Below are 22,781 nucleotides of genomic sequence, written 5' to 3'. Positions count from 1 at the left end.
ACCTCAGGGCCCGATGCGACAGCCGGATGCTCTACGAGACGGTGAAGTCGTCGACCTGGATGAACGTGTCGAGGCCGGGAGCGGTGAAGGCGGCATAGACAGTGACCTCGTGGACTCCCGCCGGGATGGTGACGGAGACCTCGTGGTGCACGTAGCCGGTGGAGGCGCCGAAGGTCTTTTCGCCCATGACCTGACTGCCGTCAGCGCCTAGCCGTACTCCGAAGCGGCCGTCGCCTGCGGGCAGGTTGGCTGAGGCGTTGATCCAGGAGCCGAAGGTGTACTTCGTTCCCGGGGTGACCGGGACCGTCTGGGTCAGGGCGCTCCAGCCGGTGCCCGACGTGCGGATCCAGCCGTTGTTGGCGCCGGAGTGGGCGAAGCCTAGGCCTCGGTCGACTCCGTTGAAGGCCGATCCCTCGAAGCTCCAGGCGGCCTTGCCACCGCCTGTGCCTTCGAATCCGCCGTCAGCCAGTTGAGCGGCGTACCGGATGGCGACCTCGGAGACCGTGGTGAAACCACGGGTCCCACCAGGCAGACCGATCACGCGGACGCCGTCGGTCTCGACCGGCGGGAAGGTCAACGTGAACGTCGTGTTGGCCCCGGCCGACGCGTCACCCGGGTAAGCAGGTGACACGGTCTGGGCGCCGACCTCGATCCACGAGCCGTTCTGCTTGACCTGGACCCGCGGCCGCCCCGTGAACCAGCCACCTTGGGCGGAGACTGCGCCCGAGGTGAAGTCGACCCGGTTCACCTTGTGCTTGGCCGGCCACGTGTAGCCCCACCACGAGGAGCCCTTGACCTCGTCATCGAAGTCGCTCTCGCTACCGGTGGTCGCGCCGTCGTTCAGCAACGCCGGGCTGCCGGACTGCGACGACTTGGAGATCGCGACAGCGCCCGTCGTCGGCGCCGCCAGGTTGGTATCCGACGGCAGGTCGGTCGCCGGTGCCGAGGACGAAGGCGTCAGCACCATCTTGCGCAGGTTGAAGTTGTAGACCGAGGTACCGATCCCGCCGCCACCGCACGGGCAGACGTTCGCCTGGAGATAAACGGTCTTCCCGTCCGGCTGCAGGAACTTGGACGGGATCGTCACCCCGTACCCGCCGTACTTCGAGGTCGTCCATGGGTAGCCGCCGAAGTCCTTGCTGAGGAAGTGCTTCCACGGACCCCAAGGCGTCGGCGATTCGTAGAACTCGAAGGTGTACTCCGTCCACGACGTGTAGACGTACCGCTTCTGCTGCGGCAGGTAGGTGACGCCGCCCTGCGAGATCACGCTGAGGTTGCTCGCGTTCGTGCCGTAGGTCTGGGGGTAGAGGCGGCGCTGGTCCGTGAGCACCGGCTTCCGGTCCGCCACCTTGCCCGACCACGAGGGCTTGCCGCGGTCGTTGCTCCCGGTATAGAACTCCCAGCCCGTGCGGTCCTGGACCTTCGCCTTCGGCACCCGGGCCATGAACACGTCCTGCGGATCGGCGACCGTGTCGTCGAAGGAGTCCCGCCAGTTCCCGTCCAGCCCGTAGGCGTAGACGTACCCGTCGGGGGCCGCAGCGCCGCCCTTGCCGAAGTCGGCGAACCAGATGGTGGTGAACACGTGGTCCGAGAACATCGGCTTGCGCTTGTCCCAGGTCCAGGTGCGCCCGTGGTCGGTGGACTTCGCGATCGTCGCCGCCGGTACGTCGTTGAAGTCGAGCGCGAGATCCTGCACCGCGAGGTACAGCGTGTCCCCGACGCAGACCATGCCGGTGGGCTTGCGGTTGTACCCGGCGCCGCTCCAGATGGAGCCCACCTGGTCGCCGCGGGCGATCGTCGTACCGGAGAGGCTGCCGACGTCACCCTTGATCTCGTTCACCGCGATGTCGGCGAAGTCCTGGTCCAGGCTGAACCCCTTGCCGTCGCCGTTGGTGGCGTAGACGTTACCGTTGCCGGCCCAGCAGGACGGCCAGAGGTCGCCGTCGCTCTTGCTCGGCATCCCCGTCGTCCCGACCGTCGCAGTACCGACGTAGGTGCTGGGGGCCACCGGTCCGGCCGGCGCACCACCCGCGGACGAGTCGGTGAGAATCGCGGCCGTACCGAAGACCAGCGGCAGTACGGCGAGTAGGGCCCCATGCTTCATGACTTGCCTTTCCGGCTACTTGAGACCGGTGGTCTTCATCGCGTCGACCAGGCGCTTCTGGCCGGCGACGAACACCACGACGGTCGGGATCGCCGCGATCACCGCGGCCGCGAGGATGAGGTTCCAGGCCGAGGCGTACTGGCCCTGCATGCCGGAGATGCCGAGCTGGATCACTCGCAGGTCCGGGTTGCGGGTGATGGTCAGCGGCCAGAGGAACGCGTTCCAGTTGGCCAGGAAGAACAGCACCGACAGGGACGCGAGCACCGGCCGGCTCAGCGGCAGGATGACGCTCCAGTACCGCCGCCAGTACCCGCAGCCGTCCAGGTCGGCCGCCTCCTCCAGCTCGCGCGGGATGTTCAGGTAGTACTGCCGGAGCAGGAAGATGCCGAAGGCATGGAAGATGCTCGGCACGATCAGCCCGGCGTAGCTGTCCAGCAGACCGAGTTGCTTGGCCACCAGGAACAGCGGCACCAGGATCACCGGCAGCGACACGAGCAGCGTCGACATGATGCCGGAGAAGATGATCCCGCGGCCGGGGAACCGCAGTCGGGCCAGCGCGTACGCCGCCATCGAGTGGAAGAACAACGCCACCACCGTGACGACCACGGAGACGATCGCGCTGTTCATCAGGAAGGTCGGCAACGGGATCTTCAGCAGCACGTACTGCAGGTTGTCGAGGGTCCAGGTCGACGGCCACCCGAAGGAGAACACGTCCTCGGCCGGCTTCAACGCGCTGATCAGGATCCACAGCAGCGGCGCCACCGCAATGATCGCCAGCACGTGCGCCAGGATCGGGAAGAACCTAGTCCTCATCGAAGCGACCTCCTCGCGTGAAGGCGAACATCAGGCCGGTGCAGAGCACGAGGATTCCGACGACGACCGTTGTCAGCGCGGCGGCGTAGCCCATGTTGTTGAAGGTGAACGCCTGCTCGTAGATGTAGAGCACGACCGTACTGGTGGCCCGGGCGGGACCGCCCTTGGTGAGTACGTAGACCAGGTCGAACGCCTGCAGACCGGTCACCGCGCCGATGGTCGAGTTCACCACGATGAAGAAGCTGGTCGGCCGCAGCAACGGCCAGATCACGTACCGGAACCGCTGCCAGGCGCTCGCGCCGTCGATCTCGGCCGCGTCCTCGAGCTCCTTCGGGACGTCCTTCAGCCCGGCCAGGAAGACCAGCATCTGGTAGCCCATCAGGAACCAGACGCTGATCACGACATAGGTGCCGAGCGCGAGGGACGGCGTACCGAGGAAGGACACGTCGCCCAGGCCGAGCGGTGCCAGCAGGTTCGAGATCGCGCCGCGCTTGTCGACCAGCAGGAACTGCCAGATCAGGCCGACCACGACCAGGCTGACGACGTTCGGCAGGAAGAACGCGGACCTGACCCAGCCGATCCCCTTGAAATGGTTCCGGACCAGCATCGCCAGCGCGAAGCTCACCACGAAGGCGATCGGCACGAAGGCGACCACGTAGATGCCGGTGATCTTCAGCGACGCCCAGAGCTGGTCGTCGGAGCCCATCAGCTTGTAGTTGGCCAGGCCGACGTACTGGTAGTTGCCGAAGCCATCGACCTTGAAGAACGCGACACCGAAGGCCAGCACCATCGGTACGGCGACGAAGATCAGCAGGCCGAGGACGTCCGGCGCGAGGAAGGCGTACGCCGCCAGCGCCTCGCGCCGCTTCTTCGTCATCGGCGTCTTCTCGCGGGCCGTCCGAGCCAACACCTGCGGCCGGGACGGTGGTGCGCTGGTAGTCGCTGTCATGTGATGGGCGCGCCCTGGTAGGTCTTCAGGAAGGTGTCGATCTTCTGCGCCGCGTCAGCCGCCGCCTTGCCGGGATCGGCGCCGTTCAGCTGGCAGGCCTGGATCGCGTCGGCGATCGGCTGGTACACCTCCGGTGGGAACCGCGGCTCCGGCTTGCCGGTCGGGGCGATCTCGCTGACGAACTTCTTCAGCGCGCCCTCGGCGAAGGCGCCCTTGGCGTCCGCGGCCTGCTGGACCGACTTGCGCGGCGGCACGTTGGTCTTCACCACGGTGTTCCACTGCCGCTGCCGCTCGATGCCCTCGGCATCGGTCGAGCCGAGCGCCCAGGTGATGAACTTGGCCGCGGCCTCGGGGTTCTTGCCCTTCGAGTTCGCCACGAAGGCCCAGCCGCCGAGGTCGGTGGCCGGCTTCCCACCGTCGGGAGTCGGGTGCGGAATGATCCCGTACTTGAAGTTCTTGGCCTTGGTCCGCAGGTCCGAGACGGCCCAGATGCCGCTCTGCTGCATCGCGACCGCGCCCGAGCCCAAGTTGGACACGACGTCGCCGCCGCCGTCACCGAGCGCCTTGCGCGGAGCCACCTTGTTCTTGATCGTGTCCTGCCAGAACTTCAGCGCCTGTACCGCGGCCGGCGAGTCGAAGGCGACCTTGCCGTCCTTGATCGGGGTGCCGTCGCCCTGCCAGAGGAACGGGTACCAGGTGAAGTTCTGGTAGTAGCCCGGCAGCGTCTCGAACATGACGCCGTTGCGCTTGTCACCGGTCAGCTTCTGGGCGACGGCCAGCGTCTGGTCCCAGGTCTTCGGCAGATCGGCCTCAGACAGGCCGGCCTTCTCGAACGCGGCCTCGCTGTAGTACATCGCGAGCGGCTCGATCTCCATCGGCAGGCCGTAGATCTTGCCGTCGACGCTGCGCGCTTCCAGCAGACCAGGCAGGTAGTCCGCCTTCGACTCGGCCGGCAGCGCGGACGACAGGTCCTGCAGCACACCGCCGTTGTAGTAGCGCAGGAAGTCGCCCGGGCTGATCAGGAAGATGTCCGGGCCCTGCCCCGACTGGAACGCCGTCTGCAGCGTGGTGCCGCTGAGGTAGTCCTTGCCGGGGATGTAGCGCAGCTTGACCTTCACGTCGTTGTTCGCGTTCCACTGCTCCGCGAGCGAGACGAACCACTTGCTCTGCGGACCGTTGTCGTCGGCCGGTCCGTAGAAGTTCCAGAACGACATCTCCTTGCCGTTCCCACCACCGGCGTCGTCGCCACCGCAGGCGGTCAGCAGGGGTCCCGCGACGGCCGAGGCGGCCAGCGCGCCGAGACCGCCGCGCAGCACGGATCGCCGGCTGACTTGCCTCGCGGGGAAGGGGGTTGCGGACATCACGGGCTCCAGGAGGTCTCGTCCGGCCCAGACGGGCAATCGATTTCTCGCAATCTACGAGTGCCGCCCGGAGCGGTCAAGACTTACGGCCGGACGAATTTGACCAGGGATCGCGATCCGCCTTATTTGGAACAGACTCACCGCGTTTCGACCAAGGTGCAGACGTTGACACTCGCTCGCTTGGCTGCCTAGTCTTCGGAAATCGATTTCTGACGATTGACCGGAAAGCGGGTCGAGGATGCCAGTTGTGCCGAACCGTGCGAACGCCCAGCGCACGGCCGACGAGCTGCCGCGGGACCTGGTCACCCGGGGGCTCGACGCCGCCCGGAACGCGATCGAGACCGAGGCCGCCGCCGTCTCGGCGCTGGCGGATCGGCTCGACGGAGTCTTCCTGGACGTGCTCACCGCGGTCGCCGCCTGCGAGGGACACCTGGTCGTCACCGGCCTCGGCAAGTCCGGACTCGTCGGGCGTAAGATCGCCGCCACACTCGCGTCGACCGGGACGCCGGCGACGTTCATCCACTCCGGCGACGCGCTGCACGGCGACTCCGGCGCGGTCACCTCGCGGGACTTGGTGCTCGCGCTGTCCGCGTCGGGCGAGACGGCCGAGGTGTGCGCGTTCGCCCGGATGCTCACCGAGCGGGACATTCCGGTGATCGCGATGACCGGCGCCGAGGAGTCGACCCTTGCCGAGCTGGCGACGTACACGCTCGACACGATGGTGCTGCGCGAGGCCGACCCGCTGAACCTCGCCCCCACCGCGTCGACCACCGCCGCCCTGGTGATGGGCGACGCCCTCGCCTGCGCTCTCGTAGTACTGCGGGAGTTCACCCACCACGATTTCGCGCGGTTCCATCCGTCCGGGGCGCTCGGCCGCAAGCTGCTCGGCCTCGGGGAGGACGCATGAACGAGCGGAGCGAGTTCATCATCAAGTGCAGCGCGTGTTGTGCCTCATCCGCGCGCGGAGCGAAGCGAGGACGCGGATGAGCAAGTACGACGTCTGCGTGCTCGGATCGTTCATGAAGGACCTGGTGGCCAGCGCGGACCGCCGGCCGTTGCCCGGGGAGACCTTGCACGGCACCGGGTTCGCGGAGTTCCTCGGCGGCAAGGGTGTGAACCAGGCGATCGCCGCGGCCCGGATGGGAGCCCGTACTGCGATCGTCGGCACCATCGGCGACGACCGGTACGGCGAGGAGTTCCTGGACCTGCTGAAAGCCGACGGGGTCGACACGGACTGGGTCGTCCGGCATCCGGAACTCGGCACCGGCGTGGGCCTTCCGCTGGTGCTCCCGGATGGCAGCAACTCGATCATCATCGTGTCCCGCGCGAACTCGGCGATCACCCCGGCCGATGTCGAGGCAGCCGCCGACCTCCTGACGTCCAGCGCGGTACTCAGTGTGCAACTGGAACTCCCGGTCGAGGCGAGCAGAGCCGCCCTCCAGCTCGCCTCGACCGCGGGCGTCACCACGATCCTGACCCCGGCTCCGGTCGGGCCGGTCGATCCGTCGCTGGCGTCCTTCGTCGACATCCTGGTGCCGAACGAGGTGGAGGCGGCCGCACTCACCGGGCTCGACTGCGACGACGAGTCCCAGGTGCCGGCGATCGCGAAACGGCTGGCCGGCGAGTGGAACCTGCGTGGTTGCGTGATCACGCTCGGCTCACGAGGCGCCTACGTGCTCGACCTGGTCGCCGGTATCGAGGCGCGGGTGCCCGCGCATCGGGTGGCGACCGTGGACACGGTCGGCGCGGGCGACGCCTTCTGCGGATCACTCGCGGCATCACTCGCCGCGGGGGCGACGCTTTCGGACGCAGTACGGCTGGCCAACGCCGCCGGGGCGCTCTCCACAACAGTGAATGGCGCGGCCGCTTCAGCTCCCGACCGGTCGACCGCCCAGGCGCTTCTCGACGCGCAACCTTTTGATCAGTCGCCTTTCCCGGTCGGACAGCCGCCGCCGTGAGATCCTAGTGCCGTCAAGGCGGCAGACAGGCCTCAAGCGGGGAGCGAGCATGACGACGATCTACGACGTCGCGCGTAGATCTGGCGTATCGCCGGCCACCGTCTCGCGGGTGCTGAGCGGCCGTCGCAACGTCGACCCGGAGTTGTCGGAGAAGGTCCGGGCTGCGGTCGCCGAGCTCGGCTACCGGCCGAACGGGGTGGCGCGGAACCTGCGCCGGGCGAGCACGAACCTGTGGGCCGTGGTCATTTCCGACATCGAGAACCCGTTCTTCACCTCGCTGGTCCGCGGTCTCGAGGACGTCGCCCAGACCGAGGGCTACCACGTGGTGCTGTGCAACTCCGACGAGGACCCGGCCAAGGAGGCGGCGTACGCGTCGGCGGTGCTGACCGAGCAGATGGCCGGCGTGGTGATCTCCCCGACCTCGACCGCCGAGGGTGTCCAGCTGCTCGATGGGGCCAAGACCCCGATGGTGCTGATCGACCGCCGGGTCGAAGGCGTCGAGGCCGACACCGTGCTGGTCGACAACGAGCACGGCGCTTTCGAAGGCGTCAACCACCTGATCGACGGCGGCTACCGCGGGATCGCCTGTATCACTGGCCCGCGCCGCGTCAGTACCGCGATGGACCGGCTCGCGGGATACCGCTCGGCCCTCCGCGCGGGCGGGATCCGCTACCAGAAGGACCTGGTCCGGCACGCCGACTTCCGCGAGGCCGGTGGCTACGCCGCGATGGAGAGCCTGCTCGACCTGCCCGAACCACCGGAAGCCCTCTTCGTCACCAACAACCTGATGACCGTCGGCGCGCTGGAGTGCCTGGCCAAACGAGGCATCCGCGCCCCCGACGACATCGCCATCGTCGGCTTCGACGACATCCCCTGGGCCGACCTCGTCGTCCCCTCCCTCACCACCGTCGCCCAGCCGACGTACGAGCTGGGCCGCACCGCCGGCCTCCTCCTGAAGGACCGCATAGCCTCCCCCGGCCGCCCCCCATCCACAGTCACCCTCCGCACCGAACTCCACATCCGAGCCACCTCAGCCCCGAAGAAGTCCTAGCCGAAACCGCGGCCGAGGATCTGCTCGCAACTGCTAGGCTGAGGTCCACGAGGCCTTCGATGGCCGCGGAGAGAACGCCAGGTCTGCTGCCAGACCCTTCCGGCTCGGTTCGGTTGCGGCGCTCCGGACCATCGAAGGCCTCGTTCTATTTCAGAGCCCCTCCACCGGCCACCACGGATACGCCTCCATCGTTCCCGGCAATGCCAGAACCTTGAATCCGTGGCCCAGGCTCTCCCCTCGCGGTGGTACCGCGGTCGCCTGTCTCGTCAACGTAGGCACGGACCAGGGGCCGCTCGAAGTACATGTGACGGACTCTATGCAGAACAATTCCCTGTGAGGCCCGCCAAGCAACATCTGTGGATATCTGCCCCGAAATGCCCCGGCCTGGCCGGTGATCTGCCCCGAAGCAGCAGATCAGCCAGCTGCAACGCGCTGGGGTTCCACTGTCCGGCGGGGGTCGTAGTGCGGGACCCAGCGTGCTAGCCAGGCGGTGCCGGTGATTGTGAGGGCGCCTAGGGCGAGGCTGGCTGCGGCTAGTGGGGCGATGAAGGTGATGGCGCTGATCAGGATCGGGCCGATGACGCTGCCGAATTCGGCGCAGAAGGTCCAGCCGCCGAGGAACTGGGCGCGCAGGGTGGGTGGGGAGGCGTCGGCGCCGAGGGTCTTGACGATGCCGGAGCCGAGGCCGTTGCCGATGGCCATGAAGATGCCGACCGCGAGGACGCCGATCATTGCCGTGGACAACGGCAACGCCAGCATGCCGAGGCCGAGCAGGAGGGTTGACGGTACGGCGATCCAGACGCGGCCGAGGCGGTCCATCACCAGGCCGGCCGGGTAGAACAGCAGCATCTCGATGCCGTTGGTGATGCCGAAGATGATCGACGTGTCGGCGGCGGAAAGGCCCAGATGCTCGCCCCACAAGGGGATCAGGCTGGTCCGGGCCGCCCGGGCGACGGCGATCACGAAGACGCCGGCGCCCAGCGTGAGGAACGTCCGGCGGTTGTCCCAGAGCACCTTCTTGATCGGCTGGTGTTCGGGCTGGACCGGGTCGCTCAGATCCCGCGGCTCGCCGGCCGTCAGCAGCACGATCGCGGCCGCTGCCGAGCCGGCGATCCCGACGCCGTAAGCGCCGGAGATGCCCCAGAGGTGACCGGCGAGCGCGCCGAGGAAAGGGCCGACGAACAGGCCGATCCGGCTGACTCCGCCCAGCGTCGACAGTGCCCGTGCCCGAAGTTCCACTGGGACGACCTCGGTGACGTAAGACTGTCTCGCCAGGCTGAACACCGCACCCGCGAGCCCGGCGACCAGCAAGGCGAGGCCGAGCAGCCACGGAGTACGGATCAGCATCGCCGCAGTCCAGGCGACCATGCTCACCAGCGCCGCGACCAACAGCGCCCGCCGCTCACCGATCCGTACCACGAGCGCGCCCGCCGGCAGCGACCCCGCGAACTGCCCGATCCCCAGCACGCCAACCAGGAAGGCGGCGAACCCCACCGAGGCCCCAAGGTCCAGCGCAGACAGCGCGACCACCGGAAGAACCGCCCCCTGCCCGACCGCATTCAACACAGTCGGCCCGAACGCCGGCACCGCAATCCGCCACAAACTGAACTCCGCCACGCACCCTCCAGCCATTTATCTCGACATCAAGATACATGACCTGAAGAGACCTCGGGCATGGTGTTCTCGGGTGACGGGATGTCGGACTACCGGGTGGGTTGTCCTACTCGGCGAGGTGGTTGTCGGCGTAGGCGTTCATGGCTGCTTGCATGAATTCGACCAGTGAGTCGTCGCCGTTGCCGATTGTCTGGCGGAAGCGGTCGTCGTCTGCGTACAGCTGGCCCAGACCCTTGTATGCCTCGCGGGTCGGGGTCCAGAACAGGCAGGTGACCTCGTAGTGCAGCTGGATCAGGTCCTGCACGCTCATGTCGAGCACGTCGGCTCCTTCCGCCTTCAGGGTCGCGAGCCCTTCGTGGACGCGGGTGTAGCCGGTCCGGGCCTTCTCGGCGTCGGCCTCGGTCCAGCCCTGCATCCGCTCGTTGCTCGCGTCGACGGCCTCGTCGCCCCAGCGTTCCCGGGCCTCGGCCTCGTACGGGTTGTGCTCGAATCCTTCGAATACCTTGCGTGGCTCCATCTCTCCTCCTTTCCTCAGGTTCTCGATGGTCGAGTCGACGGTCCGGATCAGTTGCCCGAGGCGCAGTTGTTCGCGCAGCAGCCACTCCTTGTGCCGCCCGAGCACCTGGATCGTGCTGGCGTTGCTCTGCTTCGCCAGCACTTCGGCGACCACGTCCAGGCTGAGCCCGAGTTCCCGCAGCAGCAGGATCTGCTGGAGCCGGAGGAGCTGTTCCTCTTCGTAGTACCGCCGCCCGCTGCTCGCAGTACGGGCTGGGACCAGCAGACCGATCGCGTGATAGTGCCGCAGGGTCCGCGACGTGACACCCGAGTCGCGAGCCACCTCGGCGATCGACCAGGCCACGGCCGCACCGTCCTTCCACTCGTGCCCGGACTTTCCGGCCACACCTAGGACGGTAGATGTTGTCGCTACGTCAACTTCAAGGTGATTAGTGCGGCGGCGGAGGCGGCGTGTTGCCGGCTTTGATCCACTCGACGCACGCCCGGGCCGATTCCTCCGCCGACCGGACCCGGAGCCCGGCCGCCACAACGCGAGCGTTGGACAACTGGAAGGTGCCGTCGTTCGAGCCGTCGTGCGGCAGGTGGAAGCGGTCCACAGCGGGATCCCAGTCGATGGGCAGAGCAGCCGGTACTGCGGAACGCCAGGCATCGGCGAGTTCCGACATCGTCGTTGTCGAGCTGACCGCGTTGAAGGCGCCGCCGGGCCCGTCGATGGTCAGGCGGAGGAGGAACGCGGCGAGATCGCGGGCGTCGAGGTACTGGATCGGCTGCTCGGGGCGAGCCGCGCACTCCGGAGCGTTGCCGGTGGCCAGCGCTTCGCCCCAGTTGCCGAAGTCCGGGTTGTAGGGGCCGACGACGAAGCCCGAGCGGACCGAGGCAGCGCGCGCTCCGTACACCTCAGCCAGGACGCGCTCGGCTCGCACCTTGTGGGGGCCGTAGAGGTCCATCGTGAACTCGTCGTCGCTGGCGCCTCGGGGCCATGAGAGGAGATCAGCGTCCTCGGTCATCCCGGGCTGGGTCTTGCATGCGTAGACGGCGATGGAGGACATGAAGGTGTACCGCGCGACGCGGTGCTGCAGGAGTTCGGCGGTACGGCGTACGTCGCCGACCAGGAAGCCGGACAGGTCGATCACGCCGTCCCATTCGCCCACCTCGAGCGCGTCGGGAGTGGCTCGGTCGCCGATCAACTGCTCGGCCCCGGGGAAGAGTCCCGGGTTGGTCAGCCCACGGTTGAACAGGGTGATCTCGTGGCCGTCGCGCAGAGCCGCCTCCACGACGTGACGGCCGAGGTTCTTCGTACCGCCGAGGATCAGCAGCCTGGTCACAGCTCGTCCGTGAGGTCGTCCAGCGCATCCGAGCGGTCGTCCAGTTCGTCCGCGAGGTCGGCCAGCTCGGCCAGTAGCGGCCCGATCCAGTCCTTCGATTCAGGCACGGTGCGGTGGCCTTCCTCGACGATCCAGCCGAGCGCGATCGTGATGAAGCAGATGCCGCCGACCGTCAGTTGCCGGCTCACCAGGTCTTTGTCTGCGCCGGCGGCATCGAGGTAGTGGGCGACGATCGGCTCCGACTGGTGGCCGTAGGCAACGGCATCGCGGACCAGCGTGTACAGGTCGCTCAGGTGCGGCGCGCAGTACGACAAGGGCCAGTCGACTGCGGTCCACCGCGTGCCGTCCGTAACGAGATTCTTCGGCACGAAGTCGCCGTGGATCACGGCCAGCGGCGCCTGACGATGCAGGTCGCCTAGTGCCGCAACAGCCTTCACCAGCAGGTGTTCCCGCAGATCCGGTTCCATCGGCTCGATCCGTTCCACCAGGTCGACGAGGCGCTCCTGGGTGAACCCGCTCGGCTCCTCCACCGGTTTGGCGCGCATCGACGCCAGCAACTCCGCCGCGGCGAGGAACCCCTCGATGGTCGGCTCCTGCTCCAGATTCACCCGCCCGACATCGGCAAGCACCAGCAGTACTGCGTCGTCCGCGCGGGCAGACCGGATCAGCTCCGGGGCGGGTAGACCGAGTGGGACGACCAGCCGCTCGTATACCTCGGCCTCACCGCTCTGGGCGTCGCTGCCTCGCTTGACGATCACGCTGCGAAGCCCGTACGACAGCCGCCAGACCTCGGAAGAGCCCCACTCCCGCAGCAGCTCCCCCTTCAGCGCGTCGACGTCGGGCGCCTGGGTGGCCTCGAGCACGGCATCGGCGACAGGTTCCAGCCAGACGGGACGCATGCGGAAAACCCTTTCACAGGATGCGGGCTCAGCCCGACTGCTTTTCGCAGGCGGCGAGGATGCGTGCCACGATCCGCCTGGCGACCTCCGCGGGGTCGAAGTCGGTGACGATCCGATGTGGGCCGCTCTCAGCGGCGGTGAAGCGGGTGAATCCATCGCTATCCACCTCCACCAGACCGGCGCCGAAGGTGAACAGGTCCGGCTCGACCAGCATCAGCACCGCGGCGGGATCGTGCGGGACGTTCGAGTCCTGGTCACTGAACTTCCAGAACTGCCGCATCTCCGCGGCCAGCAGCCGTCCGAGCGCCCCGGCCTGCTCGATCTGCGCCACCACCGCTCCGCCCAGACGGATCCGCTGGGTCTGCTCGATCCCGATCGCCGTGATCGGCAGATCGGAGGCGAAGACCGCCGCGGCCGCGTCCACATCGCACTTGATGTTGTGCTCGACCTTCTCCTGCGAGAAGTTCCCGCCCATCAGATACAACGCCCCGATCGCCCGACCAGGACGGTCGACCGCCTCCGCGACATTGGTGAGCGGCCCGACGGCGACCACCGTCGACGACCCGGCGAGCAACCCGATCGGGTCGACGTCCTCGCTCACCTGCTCCCCCTCCAAGTCCGGCAGCAGCGCGCCCTCGTGGCCCGCCCACCAGACCTCTCGCCCGGATCGCGGCTCGCTCCGACCCGGCACGACCGGCCCGACCTCGCACCCCGCGTGCGGATCCGGCACCGGCGCTGTCCGCGAGACGCCGAGGTGAACAGGTCACCGGTCGTCTGGCAGGCTTTGGGCATGACTGAGAACGCCACCCGCGCCTGGGGCTTCGGCCTCGCCACCGTCACCGCTTCGGGCACCGTGCTGGACGTCTGGTACCCGGCCCCGGACCTGGGTGTCGCTCCCGATGGCGCGAAGGCGCCGGCCGAGCTGATCGCTGCCGAGGGCAACGACGACCTGCGCCAGGTACGCCGGTCCGTGGTGCTCGCCGAGATCGTGCTGGACGACGCTCCGGCCGATACCGCGGACGCGTACCTGCGGCTGCACCTGCTGTCCCACCGGCTGGTCCGCCCGCACGGCATCAACCTGGACGGCATCTTCGCCGCCCTGCCGAACAACGCCTGGACCTCGCACGGCCCGGTTCCGGTCGAGCAGGTCGAGCAGGTCCGGCTCAGGGCCCGCGCGGCCGGGTTGCACCTGAGCGTGACGAGCGTCGACAAGTTCCCGCGGATGACGGACTACGTCGTACCGAGCGGTGTCCGGATCGGCGACGCGGACCGGGTCCGGCTGGGCGCGCACCTGGCCGAGGGCACCACGGTGATGCACGAGGGCTTCGTGAACTTCAACGCCGGAACGCTCGGCACCTCCATGGTCGAAGGCCGGATCGTGGCCGGTGTGGTGGTCGGCGACGGCAGCGACATCGGCGCGGGGGCCTCGATCATGGGCACCCTCTCCGGCGGCGGCAAGGCTGTCATCTCGATCGGCAAGCGCTGCCTGCTCGGCGCCAACGGCGGGATCGGCATCTCGCTCGGCGACGACTGCGTGGTCGAGGCGGGGCTCTACGTGACCGCCGGCACCAAGGTCACCCTGCCGGACGGCAGCGTGGTGAAGGCGCGCGACCTGTCCGGTCAGCCGGGTCTGCTGTACCTGCGCAACTCCGTCACCGGTGCCGTCGAGGCGCGGCCCCGGCAGGGTGAAGGCATCACCCTCAACGAGGCCCTGCACGCCAACGCGTGACCAAAGCCCTCTGCGTGACCAAAGCCCCAGGGCGCCGCGCGAACCAACGTGACGCCCAGCACGTCAACCACTTCGTGACCCGACTGACGGAACCCGCCTGCCGGTACCGCGCGTTGAGACCGGTATGCCGATGAAACGGGGCGCGGTCGTCGCCATAGGCGCGGTGGGCGCGCTCGCGCTTGCCGTCGGCGCGGGGATCTCCTGGATCGGCGGCAAGGAGTTCGGCCCGTTGCTGCCGCCCCGCGAACAGTGCGAGGCCACCGTCGGCGGCGCCTCGGTCGTGGTCGACCTGGAGCAGGCGGAGTCGGCCGCGATCATCGCCGGAGTCGCCGTACGCCGCGGGCTGCCTCCGCGGGCGGCGACGATCGCCCTCGCGACGGCGTACCAGGAGTCCGGGCTGCGCAACCTCGCCCACGGGGATCGGGACTCGCTCGGGTTGTTCCAGCAGCGGCCCTCGATGGGCTGGGGTACCGCGACGCAGGTGCGAGACCCCCACTACGCAGCGTCGAAGTTCTATGACGCGCTGGTGAAGGTGAAGAACTACCAGAACCTCGCGGTGACGGTCGCGGCCGACCGGGTCCAGCGCAGCGCCTTCCCCAACGCCTATGCCGATCACGAGGACGACGCCCGCATCCTGGCGTCGGCCCTGACGGGTCAGTCGAAGGCCGCGTTCAGTTGCACGGTCAACACGGCGTCGCTGCCGGCGGAGACCATGGGTAAGAGCGGTCTGACGCCGCGCGCCGAGGCCGTGCGCAAGGATCTCCTGGCAACCTTCGGAACACTGTCGACCGGCGGCTATCAACCTGGCGGTCTGAGCACCGGGCACATGGAAGGCTCCGCGCACTACGAGGGACGCGCGGTCGACATCTTCGTCAAGCCCATCTCGGCCCCGAACACCACCAAAGGCTGGGCTCTGGCGCAGTATCTGGTCGCCCGCGCCGAGCACCTCGGCATCAAGACGGTCATCTTCAGCGACCGCATCTGGACCGCCGGAGGCCGCTCCGACAGCGGCTGGCGCGACTACCAGGCCCCGGACCGCCCCGGCAACAAAGCGACCCTCCGCCACCTGGACCACGTCCACGTAGACGTCATCGAGCAGTAGTCCCCACGGGGCTCCTCCGTCGCCCGGCTCCCACCCGCCCCGGTTCGCCGCTGCCTCCGTCGCGTTCCGGAGGATCTGCCGGGCGACGGCGGATGCGCGTGGGGGGACGCAAACACCCGGGCGACCGTGGGTCACCCGGGTGATGGAGCCACTCGGTTCTTTCGAGCCGCGACCTAGGAGCGGCGAACCAGGGGCAAGGTTTACTCGTCGTGCTCCTGTGGGGGGAGGGCGGCGATGAAGGGGTGGTCCTTGTCGATCTTGCCGAGCTTGGAGGCGCCGCCGGGGGAACCCAGGTCGTTGAAGAAGTCGACGTTCGCGGTGTAGTAGTCCTTCCACTGCTCCGGAGTGTCGTCCTCGTAGTAGATCGCCTCGACGGGGCAGACCGGCTCGCAGGCTCCGCAGTCGACGCACTCGTCGGGGTGGATGTAAAGCATCCGGTTGCCCTCGTAGATGCAGTCGACGGGGCATTCCTCGACACACGCGAGGTCCTTCAGGTCAACACACGGCTGCGCGATGACGTACGTCACTGGTACTCCTCCTATGGCCAGCAGTCGCAGCGGACTGGTGCTGCGTGCGGTATTCCTGATGCTCGAAGTTGCTGCGGCTACCTAGTATCACGGTAGTACCAGCCCCACTCTGCCAGGAGTCCGCATCGTGTCAGGCCTCAGTGCCCGTGATATCGGCCACCGTGTCGTAGTTCGCCACCGGCTGCCGGGCGGCCAGCTGACCGATGTGCTCGGGGTGCTGCAGTCGATCGACTCCGCCACCCTGGTTGTCCGGCATGCTGACAGTACGCTTCATCCGATCCGTTGGGAGGATGTGGTGGCCGCCAAACCGATCCCCCCGCTCCCCCTCCGGCCGGTGGACGTGGAGCAACTCTTCCTCACCACCGCGCTCGGCAGACCCGCTGTGGAGACCTCGTACGTAGGGCAGTGGCTGCTGCGGGCGTCGTCAGGGTGGACCGGCCGGGCGAATTCCCTCCTGCCCGCAGGCGATCCGGGCATGTCCCTCAGCGACGCCCTCAAGCACGCGGAGGACTTCTATGAGGAGCGAGGCCTGCCCGCGCTGGCCCTGGTACGCCTGAACAGCCCCGAGGCCAATGAGCTCCAGGAGCACGGCTGGAAGGACGCCCGCCCCTGGCAGGCCGACGTACTGGTCATGCACACCTCGCTGGACCTGGTGAACGCCGCTCCGGAGTACGAGGTGACTGTGAGCCCTCAGCCGGACGCAGCGTGGTACGAGACGGCCTTTGAAGGGCCTGTACCGGCTCCCGCGCCGGCAGTGATGGAGGGAGCGCCTCACGCGGCCTTCGCCTCGGTCTCGCTGGACGGGCGGGTCGTGGCGGTCGGCCGAGGCTCCATGACCGGCCACTGGCTCGGAGTGGACGCCGTGCGGGTCGACCCGCAGTACCGGCGCCGCGGGCTCGCAACGGCGGTCCTGCAGGGCCTCACACGCTGGGCAGGGCCTCTTGGCGGCCGCCGCAGCTACCTGGAGGTGGTCGAGGACAACATCCCCGCCATGACCACCTACACGAACCTCGGGTACGCAGAGGCCTACCGCTACCGGTACCTAGCCGGCCCGGGGCACCAGCCGGAGAGCTGACCCCGCCCCAATCAAGGCAAGCCCAGCAAACCCCGCCAGCACTGCGCTCAGCGCGCCCGCCGGCGAGGTAGAACCACTAACCAGCGCGGCGTAGATGGAGCCGGCCACCGCCACCCCGAGCGCCCCGGACAGCTGCGCATTCGTGGCGACGACCCCGGACAGATCAGACGCGTACTGCGTGGGCATGGCTGAGGTGATCGCCCCGATGAGCGTGTTCGAGCTGAACCCAAGCCCCAGGCCGCCGATCCCCAGCAGAGCGAACAACAACGGGCCAGAGCGTCCACCGAGCACCAGATAGGCCAGCACGGCGAGGTAACCCACCACCAGCAGCGAACACCCGATCACCGGCATCCAGCCGAACCGCTCGGGCAGCCGCGGCAGGATCGGCCCGGCGAGCCCGAACGCTGCCACCCACACCACCATCGCGAACCCCGAGTACGCCGGGCCCTTGCCGAGTCCCTGCTGCAGGTAGAGCGCCAGGACGAAGAGCAGCGCGAAGTACCCGGCTGTGGTGACACCGTGGGCGAGCAGACCCGCCCGCACCGCGGACGACCGCAGTACCTGCCGGGCGATCAGCGGGCGGCCACCTGCCGCAGCCGCGCGGCGCTCGCCCTGTTCGAACAGCACGATCATCGGGACGCTCAGAGCCAGGCAGATCCAGGCCCAGGCCGGCCAGCCGCGCTCCGAACCGAGCAGCAACGGCACGATCACCAGCAGGACGGCCGCGGACAAGCTGACCACGCCACGGAGGTCGATCGACTGCCGCTCGTCGTGGACCCCATCGGCCGGCAGGCGCCGCAGCGCGACCAGGGTGAGCCCGATCCCGATCGGCACGTTGATCAGGAAGATCGGCCGCCAGGCGGTGCCGAACAGGTCAGCCGAGATCAGCAGACCGCCGAGCACCTGTCCGGCGACGGCTCCCCCGGACAACGCGATCGAGAAGAATCCGAGCGCCTTCACCCGCTCCCGCCCGGCGAAGTGCAACTGGATGCCGCTCAGCACCTGCGGCACCATCAGCGCGGCTCCGGCGCCTTGGACGAACCGGGCCACCGTCAGCGAGTAGACCTCCGGGGCGATCCCGCAGACCAGCGAAGCCGCCGTGAACACCTGTAGCCCGAGCAGGAAGACCCGGCGGTACCCGAGCGACGACCCGAGCCGGGCCCCGGTGATCAGCAGCACCGCGAAGGCGACGACGTAGCCGGAGACGACCAGGGCGACCTGGCCCTCCGAGGCTCCGAGGGTCGCGCCGATCGACGGCGCAGCGGTGTTCGCGACCGCGGTGTCCACGTTCGCCATGAACTGCCCGGTCAGCAGGATGGCGAGGATCGCGGTACGGCCTGTTGCGGGTCTGGTGTCAGCAGTCGTTGTCCACACGCGGGTTGAACGCGCCGTGGGTGCCGGGTGTGAGGGATGGGGATCGGTAAGGTCGGCGCATGGCAGAGGTGGCGCGGCCGGAGTACGCAGGCGACTACGAGGGCACGGTGCACGTCGAGTACACGCCGCACCCGGACGACGGGGTGGCCGATCCGGGCGAGATCGTCTGGACCTGGGTGCCGTTCGAGGAGGACCACCACCGGGGCAAGGACCGCCCGGTGCTGGTGGTCGGCTCGGACGGGCCGTGGCTGCTCGCGTTGATCCTGACCAGCAAGGACCACGACCGCGACGCGGCCGACGAGGCCCGCTGGGGACGCGTCTGGCTGGACATCGGCAACGGCGCCTGGGACAAGGAAGGCCGCAACAGCGAAGTACGGCTCGATCGCGTACTGCGGGTCGACCCGCGGCAGGTCCGGCGCGAGGGCGCGGTGATCGGCGAGACCATGTTCAACACGGTCGCCGACCACCTGCACGAACTCCACCGCGCCTGAGACCTACGAACGACAAAGGCCGCTCCCCAGCAGGGAGCGGCCTCGATCGGGTGATTCAGCTCGGCGGACGAGTCGTCGGCGAGGGCTTCGACGTCCCCGGCGTGGGCGGGGTGTTCGGCGGCGGGGTGCCCGGCTTCGGGCCGCAGCGGATGTCGTCGGCCGCGTTGTACTTCGTCACGAAGGACTCGGTCTTGACCCGCTGCCCGTTCTTCGCGAAGTACCGGTAGATCCTGATGTCGAAGCCGCCGGTCGGCGCCTGCGGCCGGCAGTCGGCCGCGGTGTTGTAGACCAGGCCCGGCGCGCGGGGGTTGGTCCGCGCGGAGGCGCCGGCGGTGACGTCCCAGACCTTGGTGCCCCAGATCTTCACCGTGATGCTGCCCTGGCTGCCCGGCGTGGACGCGGTGAACAGGGTCTGCACGAGGACGCCGTGGCCGGAGTCGTTCAGGAACTTCAGGTCGACCGACGGCCAGGCCACGGTCGCCTCGCGACCGACCGGGTAGCGGCTGATGTAGACGCTGTGGGCCTTGTGCTCGACATCCTTCAGGCCGGCGAAGAAGGCCGCGTTGAAGGTGGTGGTGGCCGACTGCGAGACGCCGCCGCCCAGGTCGAGGACGAACTTGCCGCCGTTGATGATGTTGCCCTCGGTGAAGCCGTTCTCCTTGGTGCGCTCACCGACGATCTTGTTCAGGCTGAACGTCTCGCCCGGCTTCAGCAGCGTGCCGTTGATCTTGCGCGCCGCGGTGCCGATGTTCACGTTGCGGTAGGCGGCGTGCGGGAACTTCGTGGTGAACTCCCCCATCACCTCCTTGATGCCGAGCGCGGTGGCCGCCTCGGTGGTGACCTCGGCCTTGGATTTGGACAGGCCGACCGCGGCCCTGCGCTCACCCTCGGGCTTCGGCAGCACGCCCAGGATGGCCGGAACCACCTTGTCGCGGGCGACGACCATGCCGTCGACCGCCGGGACCACCTTCGGCCTGCCGGCCACGATCGCCACCGACGCGTCCTTCGGCGGCGTCTCCAGCTCCTTGAACCGCTCGGCGAACAACGGCTCGAGCATTTTCGCGTTCAGGCTCGGCGTGAAAGAGCCGTCCTTGGCGACCAGCTTCAGCGCGGGCGCGAGCTCGCGCGGCTTCAGCTCCACGCCCTTGTCCCCGACGGTCAGCCGGATCGGCCCGGACATCGCCGGTACGGCGTACTCGGCCATCGCCTTGTCGATGGCGTCGGTCCCGGCCTTCGGCTTGGTGACGCCGACCGCCAGATCCTTCGGGTTGCCGTCGGACGGGAAGCCCGAGACGACCGTCTCGGTGGCCTTGGCGTTGTCGAGCTGCAGGCCGTCCGCGGACGGGTGCTGCACCGCCTTCGCGTTCTCGAAGGTGATGGTGCCCTCGGTCGCGGGCCGGTTCACCTGGGTGGCGAGCTTGTCGATCGCCGCCTTGAGCTTGGCGTCGTTCTTCTTCACCACCGGGTCGACAGCGTCGCCGCCGGTCATCGCGTTCCAGATCCGCGCCGGGTTCAGGCTCCGCCCGGCCCCCGCGTCGGCGACGGTCGCGTCGACGTCAAGGCTGAGCCCCGCCTCGACCGGCTTCACCTGGAACGTCGAACCGCCGGCCTTGACCTTGATCGGCAGCACCAGGCGATCCTTCAGCCCGGCCTCCAGCTTGGCCTTGGCATCCTTCTCGGACAGTCCACCGAGGGGAATCCCCAGTACTGTCGTGTCCCCCGGAACCTTGTCTCCGGTCAGCGCGAACGCCAGACCGTACCCGAGCACGAGCACCCCGAGTCCCGCCGCGGCGATGATCCCCGCGAGCTGATTTCTCCCCACCGGACAGAGTCCTCCTGCTCGAACCAAGTGACAGCAACGGCACATACTACGGGACGGGCAGGTGTCAGCTGCCCCCGAGTTCCCGGTACTGCCCCGCGTAGTAGATCAGGGGACCGGGGTCAGTCGCCTCGTTCGCGGCCAGACTGATCACCTCGCCGACCACGATCGTGTGGTCGCCGCCGTCGTAGGTCGCCCAGGTCCGGCACTCCAGCCAGGAGAGCGCTCCCTCGATCAGCGGGCAACCCGTCTTCGGCCCCGCCGCAGTGGCAACGCCGTCGAACTGGCTGAGCAGGTTCCGGCCCGAGTGGGCGAAGCGTTCCGCGAGGTCACGGTGACTCTCCGCGATCACCGAGACGGCCCAGTACCCGCAGTCGAGTACCGCGTCGTGCATCCGGACGCCCTTGTCGACGCAGACCAGCACCAGCGGAGGGTCCAGCGAGACCGAGGTGAAGGCGCTCGCCGTCATCGCATGAGCGACGCCACTCTGCAGCGTGCTCATGATCGTGATCCCCGACGGGAACCGGCCCAGCGCAGTACGGAAGTCCCTGGGCGCGATGCTGCCACTGGGATCCGACGTCACCACTGCAGCCTAGAGGCCCTCACTGGTTGATGCCTCAACAGTGGGTGTGGGGACTGTCACTTGCCTTCTGCAGGCAACTCGGTAGCGAGGGAGGGCTTAGCACCGCCCTCGCTACCGGTCAGCAGGCCCGCGGCTCAGCGAATCACAGGCCGGCGAAGAGGTCGTGTTCGAGGCCGTCCGGGCCCGGTGCGGCGGTGCCCTTCACCAGGCGGTAGGCCTCGCTGCCCCAGATCTCGTTGCCGTTGTTGTTGGAGAGGGCGAAGAACGGGCCGTCCACGGTGATCTGGGTGGCGTGCGCCTTCATCGCGTTCATCTTGCGGTCGATGTAGCCGTTGGCCTGAATCACGCAGTCGAGGAAGCGGTCCGGGGTGATGAACGGGCCGAGCGGTCCCTCCGGGTCCAGCCCCTCGAAGGTCGTGGTGTCGCCCGACTCACGCAACTTGCGCAGGCTCTCCCGCATGCTCGACTCCGCCATCGCCATCCAGTAGATCTTGGCGATGTCCCAGGCGGGCCCGAGGTCCTCCCGGTACGACGGGGCGGCGGCCAGGGCGGCCGCGTAGGTGGCGACCCGGTGAGCCTTCACGTGGTCGGGGTGTCCGTAGTTGCCGTACTGGTCGTACGTCACCAGCACCTGCGGGCGGAGCTCGCGGATGACCGGGACCAGGTCGTTCGCCGCGGTCAGCAGGTCGGCCTGCCAGAAGCTGTCCGGCCGGGTCTCCGGCGGGACGGCCGCGTTGCCGTCGTCGTCGTAGATCATCCCAGTGTCGCGGTACTTGCCCGGGCTGCCGAGGAACCGGTGGTCCGTGACCCCGAGCTCCTCCATCGCGGCGGCCAGCTCGCCGATCCGGTGCCCGCCGAGCTGGTCGGTCTGGTCCGCGGCCAGGTGGGCCAGCTCGGGCACCAGCACCTCGCCCTCCTCGCCGAGGGTGCAGGTCACCAGCGTGACCTGGGCGCCCTCGGCCACATAGCGCGCCATCGTGACGCCGTTGTTGATCGTCTCGTCGTCAGGATGTGCGTGCACCAACAGCAGCCGGCGGTCTGGAAGCTCACTCATGGCGCCAGCGTACGTTGGCGCGGGGACAGTCCCGCTCAGCCGAAGCGGCGGACCAGCAGGCAGCCGGCCTGGAAGCGCGAACGCGCTCCGAGTCCCTCGATCAGGGCGCTGATCTCGGCCCGGACGGTGCGCAGCGAGAGACCGAGCTGCCGTGCGATCGCGGCGTCCTTGGCGCCGGTCGCCATCAGCCGGCCGATCGTCACCTGGCGGCTGGTCAGTTGCTTCGCGGCAGCCGGGGTCCGGCGCCGCGAGCCCAGCTCGTAGACCTCACAGACGACCTCCGGTGCGAAATCCTCGCGTCGCACCGCAGGAACAGCCTGGTAAACCGACATCCACATCTCCTCCCCAGTTGTCGTGCGGGGTCAATTCTGGACTGGTACAGACCGCTCCACCAGGTACAACCCATACAGTTCACCCATACAACTGCGGATTTTCCT

23 protein-coding genes are annotated in these 22,781 nt (G+C 68.4%); 7 read left to right on the top strand and 16 right to left on the bottom strand.

Annotation, left to right across the window (positions count from 1 at the left end):
* Window positions 1-31: 31 nt before the first annotated feature.
* The 4 genes from EV648_RS12875 to EV648_RS12860 form a co-directional block, all read right to left on the bottom strand.
* Window positions 32-2,104 carry a DUF4185 domain-containing protein gene (locus tag EV648_RS12875; RefSeq protein ID WP_132289677.1) on the bottom strand — a complete coding sequence of 691 codons (2,073 nt, stop codon included), beginning with the start codon at window positions 2,102-2,104 and terminating at the stop codon, window positions 32-34.
* 15 nt (window positions 2,105-2,119) lie between these two features.
* Window positions 2,120-2,917, bottom strand: a complete 798-nt coding sequence (locus EV648_RS12870) for a carbohydrate ABC transporter permease (RefSeq protein WP_132289674.1) — start codon at window positions 2,915-2,917, stop codon at window positions 2,120-2,122.
* The gene (locus EV648_RS12865) at window positions 2,907-3,794 is read right to left on the bottom strand and encodes a carbohydrate ABC transporter permease (protein ID WP_132289671.1); all 888 of its coding nucleotides are present in this window, start codon (window positions 3,792-3,794) and stop codon (window positions 2,907-2,909) included. Before EV648_RS12865 ends, EV648_RS12870 begins: the two co-directional genes overlap by 11 nt.
* A 68-nt stretch (window positions 3,795-3,862) precedes the next feature.
* On the bottom strand, window positions 3,863-5,227 hold the full coding sequence (locus EV648_RS12860; protein ID WP_132289668.1) for a sugar ABC transporter substrate-binding protein: 1,365 nt from the start codon (window positions 5,225-5,227) through the stop codon (window positions 3,863-3,865).
* A 247-nt stretch (window positions 5,228-5,474) separates the two neighbouring features.
* On the opposite strand from EV648_RS12860, the gene EV648_RS12855 reads away from it, so the two are divergent.
* The 3 genes from EV648_RS12855 to EV648_RS12845 all read left to right on the top strand — a co-directional run bounded on the left by EV648_RS12855 (window position 5,475) and on the right by EV648_RS12845 (window position 8,236).
* Window positions 5,475-6,134: an SIS domain-containing protein gene (locus tag EV648_RS12855; protein ID WP_132289665.1), complete on the top strand. Its 660-nt coding sequence runs from the start codon at window positions 5,475-5,477 to the stop codon at window positions 6,132-6,134.
* Window positions 6,135-6,210: 76 nt separating this feature from the next.
* Window positions 6,211-7,185 carry a ribokinase gene (locus EV648_RS12850; protein WP_132289662.1) on the top strand — a complete coding sequence of 325 codons (975 nt, stop codon included), beginning with the start codon at window positions 6,211-6,213 and terminating at the stop codon, window positions 7,183-7,185.
* Between the two features lie 49 nt (window positions 7,186-7,234).
* Window positions 7,235-8,236, top strand: a complete 1,002-nt coding sequence (locus EV648_RS12845; protein ID WP_132289659.1) for a LacI family DNA-binding transcriptional regulator — start codon at window positions 7,235-7,237, stop codon at window positions 8,234-8,236.
* Window positions 8,237-8,650: 414 nt separating this feature from the next.
* Here EV648_RS12845 and EV648_RS12840 read toward each other — a convergent pair whose 3' ends face one another.
* The 5 genes from EV648_RS12840 to EV648_RS12820 all read right to left on the bottom strand — a co-directional run bounded on the left by EV648_RS12840 (window position 8,651) and on the right by EV648_RS12820 (window position 13,281).
* A complete protein-coding gene (locus EV648_RS12840) occupies window positions 8,651-9,853 on the bottom strand; it encodes an MFS transporter (RefSeq protein ID WP_241995094.1) in 1,203 nt (400 codons plus the stop codon).
* A gap of 103 nt (window positions 9,854-9,956) precedes the next feature.
* Window positions 9,957-10,751, bottom strand: coding sequence for a TipAS antibiotic-recognition domain-containing protein (locus tag EV648_RS12835; RefSeq protein ID WP_199234571.1), 795 nt, complete (start codon window positions 10,749-10,751; stop codon window positions 9,957-9,959).
* Window positions 10,752-10,794: 43 nt separating this feature from the next.
* The gene (locus EV648_RS12830) at window positions 10,795-11,691 is read right to left on the bottom strand and encodes an NAD-dependent dehydratase (protein WP_132289653.1); all 897 of its coding nucleotides are present in this window, start codon (window positions 11,689-11,691) and stop codon (window positions 10,795-10,797) included.
* A complete protein-coding gene (locus tag EV648_RS12825) occupies window positions 11,688-12,590 on the bottom strand; it encodes a phosphotransferase (protein ID WP_132289650.1) in 903 nt (300 codons plus the stop codon). The genes EV648_RS12830 and EV648_RS12825 overlap by 4 nt, the downstream gene beginning before the upstream one ends.
* A gap of 28 nt (window positions 12,591-12,618) precedes the next feature.
* Window positions 12,619-13,281 (bottom strand): nucleoside hydrolase, encoded by a 663-nt coding sequence (locus EV648_RS12820; RefSeq protein ID WP_241995160.1) that lies wholly within the window; start codon window positions 13,279-13,281, stop codon window positions 12,619-12,621.
* Between the two features lie 99 nt (window positions 13,282-13,380).
* Here EV648_RS12820 and dapD point away from each other — a divergent pair, with 99 nt between their 5' ends.
* Together dapD and EV648_RS12810 are read left to right on the top strand one after the other, a co-directional pair.
* Window positions 13,381-14,319 carry a 2,3,4,5-tetrahydropyridine-2,6-dicarboxylate N-succinyltransferase gene (dapD, locus tag EV648_RS12815; RefSeq protein ID WP_132289644.1) on the top strand — a complete coding sequence of 313 codons (939 nt, stop codon included), beginning with the start codon at window positions 13,381-13,383 and terminating at the stop codon, window positions 14,317-14,319.
* Window positions 14,320-14,443: 124 nt separating this feature from the next.
* Window positions 14,444-15,421, top strand: a complete 978-nt coding sequence (locus tag EV648_RS12810) for a hypothetical protein (protein ID WP_132289641.1) — start codon at window positions 14,444-14,446, stop codon at window positions 15,419-15,421.
* A gap of 200 nt (window positions 15,422-15,621) precedes the next feature.
* Here the strand turns inward: EV648_RS12810 and fdxA are convergent, their stop codons facing one another.
* Window positions 15,622-15,948, bottom strand: coding sequence for a ferredoxin (fdxA, locus tag EV648_RS12805; RefSeq protein ID WP_012923087.1), 327 nt, complete (start codon window positions 15,946-15,948; stop codon window positions 15,622-15,624).
* Window positions 15,949-16,078: 130 nt separating this feature from the next.
* The gene (locus tag EV648_RS44035; protein ID WP_241995092.1) at window positions 16,079-16,222 is read right to left on the bottom strand and encodes a hypothetical protein; all 144 of its coding nucleotides are present in this window, start codon (window positions 16,220-16,222) and stop codon (window positions 16,079-16,081) included.
* Between the two features lie 21 nt (window positions 16,223-16,243).
* On the opposite strand from EV648_RS44035, the gene EV648_RS12800 reads away from it, so the two are divergent.
* Window positions 16,244-17,023 carry a GNAT family N-acetyltransferase gene (locus EV648_RS12800; protein WP_241995090.1) on the top strand — a complete coding sequence of 260 codons (780 nt, stop codon included), beginning with the start codon at window positions 16,244-16,246 and terminating at the stop codon, window positions 17,021-17,023.
* Here EV648_RS12800 and EV648_RS12795 read toward each other — a convergent pair.
* Entirely contained in the window at window positions 16,991-18,397 is a 1,407-nt protein-coding gene (locus EV648_RS12795; protein WP_241995088.1) for an MFS transporter, read from the bottom strand. The two genes, EV648_RS12800 and EV648_RS12795, sit on opposite strands and share 33 nt — an antisense overlap.
* 59 nt (window positions 18,398-18,456) lie before the next feature.
* Between EV648_RS12795 and EV648_RS12790 the strand changes: the two genes are divergently transcribed.
* A complete protein-coding gene (locus EV648_RS12790; RefSeq protein WP_132289638.1) occupies window positions 18,457-18,888 on the top strand; it encodes a type II toxin-antitoxin system PemK/MazF family toxin in 432 nt (143 codons plus the stop codon).
* Window positions 18,889-18,943: 55 nt separating this feature from the next.
* On the opposite strand, the gene EV648_RS12785 is transcribed toward EV648_RS12790, so the two are convergent.
* The 4 genes from EV648_RS12785 to EV648_RS12770 form a co-directional block, all read right to left on the bottom strand.
* A complete protein-coding gene (locus EV648_RS12785; protein WP_132289635.1) occupies window positions 18,944-20,710 on the bottom strand; it encodes a VanW family protein in 1,767 nt (588 codons plus the stop codon).
* A 64-nt stretch (window positions 20,711-20,774) separates the two neighbouring features.
* The gene (locus EV648_RS12780) at window positions 20,775-21,290 is read right to left on the bottom strand and encodes a flavin reductase family protein (RefSeq protein ID WP_132289632.1); all 516 of its coding nucleotides are present in this window, start codon (window positions 21,288-21,290) and stop codon (window positions 20,775-20,777) included.
* 142 nt (window positions 21,291-21,432) lie between these two features.
* Complete coding sequence (gene mshB / locus EV648_RS12775) at window positions 21,433-22,344, bottom strand: N-acetyl-1-D-myo-inositol-2-amino-2-deoxy-alpha-D-glucopyranoside deacetylase (protein WP_132289629.1); 912 nt, start codon at window positions 22,342-22,344, stop codon at window positions 21,433-21,435.
* A 35-nt stretch (window positions 22,345-22,379) separates the two neighbouring features.
* Window positions 22,380-22,676, bottom strand: a complete 297-nt coding sequence (locus EV648_RS12770) for a response regulator transcription factor (protein WP_241995086.1) — start codon at window positions 22,674-22,676, stop codon at window positions 22,380-22,382.
* Window positions 22,677-22,781 lie beyond the last annotated feature (105 nt).

Origin of the sequence: Kribbella sp. VKM Ac-2568 (genome assembly GCF_004345365.1) — a bacterium.
Taxonomy (GTDB): Bacteria; Actinomycetota; Actinomycetes; order Propionibacteriales; family Kribbellaceae; genus Kribbella; species Kribbella orskensis.
This window is presented reverse-complemented; position numbering and strand designations above follow the sequence as displayed.

Excerpts from the sequence above, each read along its gene's own strand:
- EV648_RS12825 (WP_132289650.1), bottom strand. The coding sequence starts at position 12,590 with ATGCGTCCCGTCTGGCTGGAACCTGTCGCCGATGCCGTGCTCGAGGCC.
- EV648_RS12850 (WP_132289662.1), top strand. The coding sequence starts at position 6,211 with ATGAGCAAGTACGACGTCTGCGTGCTCGGATCGTTCATGAAGGACCTG.
- EV648_RS12860 (WP_132289668.1), bottom strand. The coding sequence starts at position 5,227 with ATGTCCGCAACCCCCTTCCCCGCGAGGCAAGTCAGCCGGCGATCCGTG.
- dapD (WP_132289644.1), top strand. The coding sequence starts at position 13,381 with ATGACTGAGAACGCCACCCGCGCCTGGGGCTTCGGCCTCGCCACCGTC.
- EV648_RS12790 (WP_132289638.1), top strand. The coding sequence starts at position 18,457 with ATGGCAGAGGTGGCGCGGCCGGAGTACGCAGGCGACTACGAGGGCACG.
- EV648_RS12870 (WP_132289674.1), bottom strand. The coding sequence starts at position 2,917 with ATGAGGACTAGGTTCTTCCCGATCCTGGCGCACGTGCTGGCGATCATT.
- EV648_RS44035 (WP_241995092.1), bottom strand. The coding sequence starts at position 16,222 with ATGAAGCGTACTGTCAGCATGCCGGACAACCAGGGTGGCGGAGTCGAT.
- EV648_RS12875 (WP_132289677.1), bottom strand. The coding sequence starts at position 2,104 with ATGAAGCATGGGGCCCTACTCGCCGTACTGCCGCTGGTCTTCGGTACG.
- EV648_RS12845 (WP_132289659.1), top strand. The coding sequence starts at position 7,235 with ATGACGACGATCTACGACGTCGCGCGTAGATCTGGCGTATCGCCGGCC.
- mshB (WP_132289629.1), bottom strand. The coding sequence starts at position 22,344 with ATGAGTGAGCTTCCAGACCGCCGGCTGCTGTTGGTGCACGCACATCCT.
- EV648_RS12770 (WP_241995086.1), bottom strand. The coding sequence starts at position 22,676 with ATGTCGGTTTACCAGGCTGTTCCTGCGGTGCGACGCGAGGATTTCGCA.
- EV648_RS12810 (WP_132289641.1), top strand. The coding sequence starts at position 14,444 with ATGCCGATGAAACGGGGCGCGGTCGTCGCCATAGGCGCGGTGGGCGCG.
- EV648_RS12865 (WP_132289671.1), bottom strand. The coding sequence starts at position 3,794 with ATGACGAAGAAGCGGCGCGAGGCGCTGGCGGCGTACGCCTTCCTCGCG.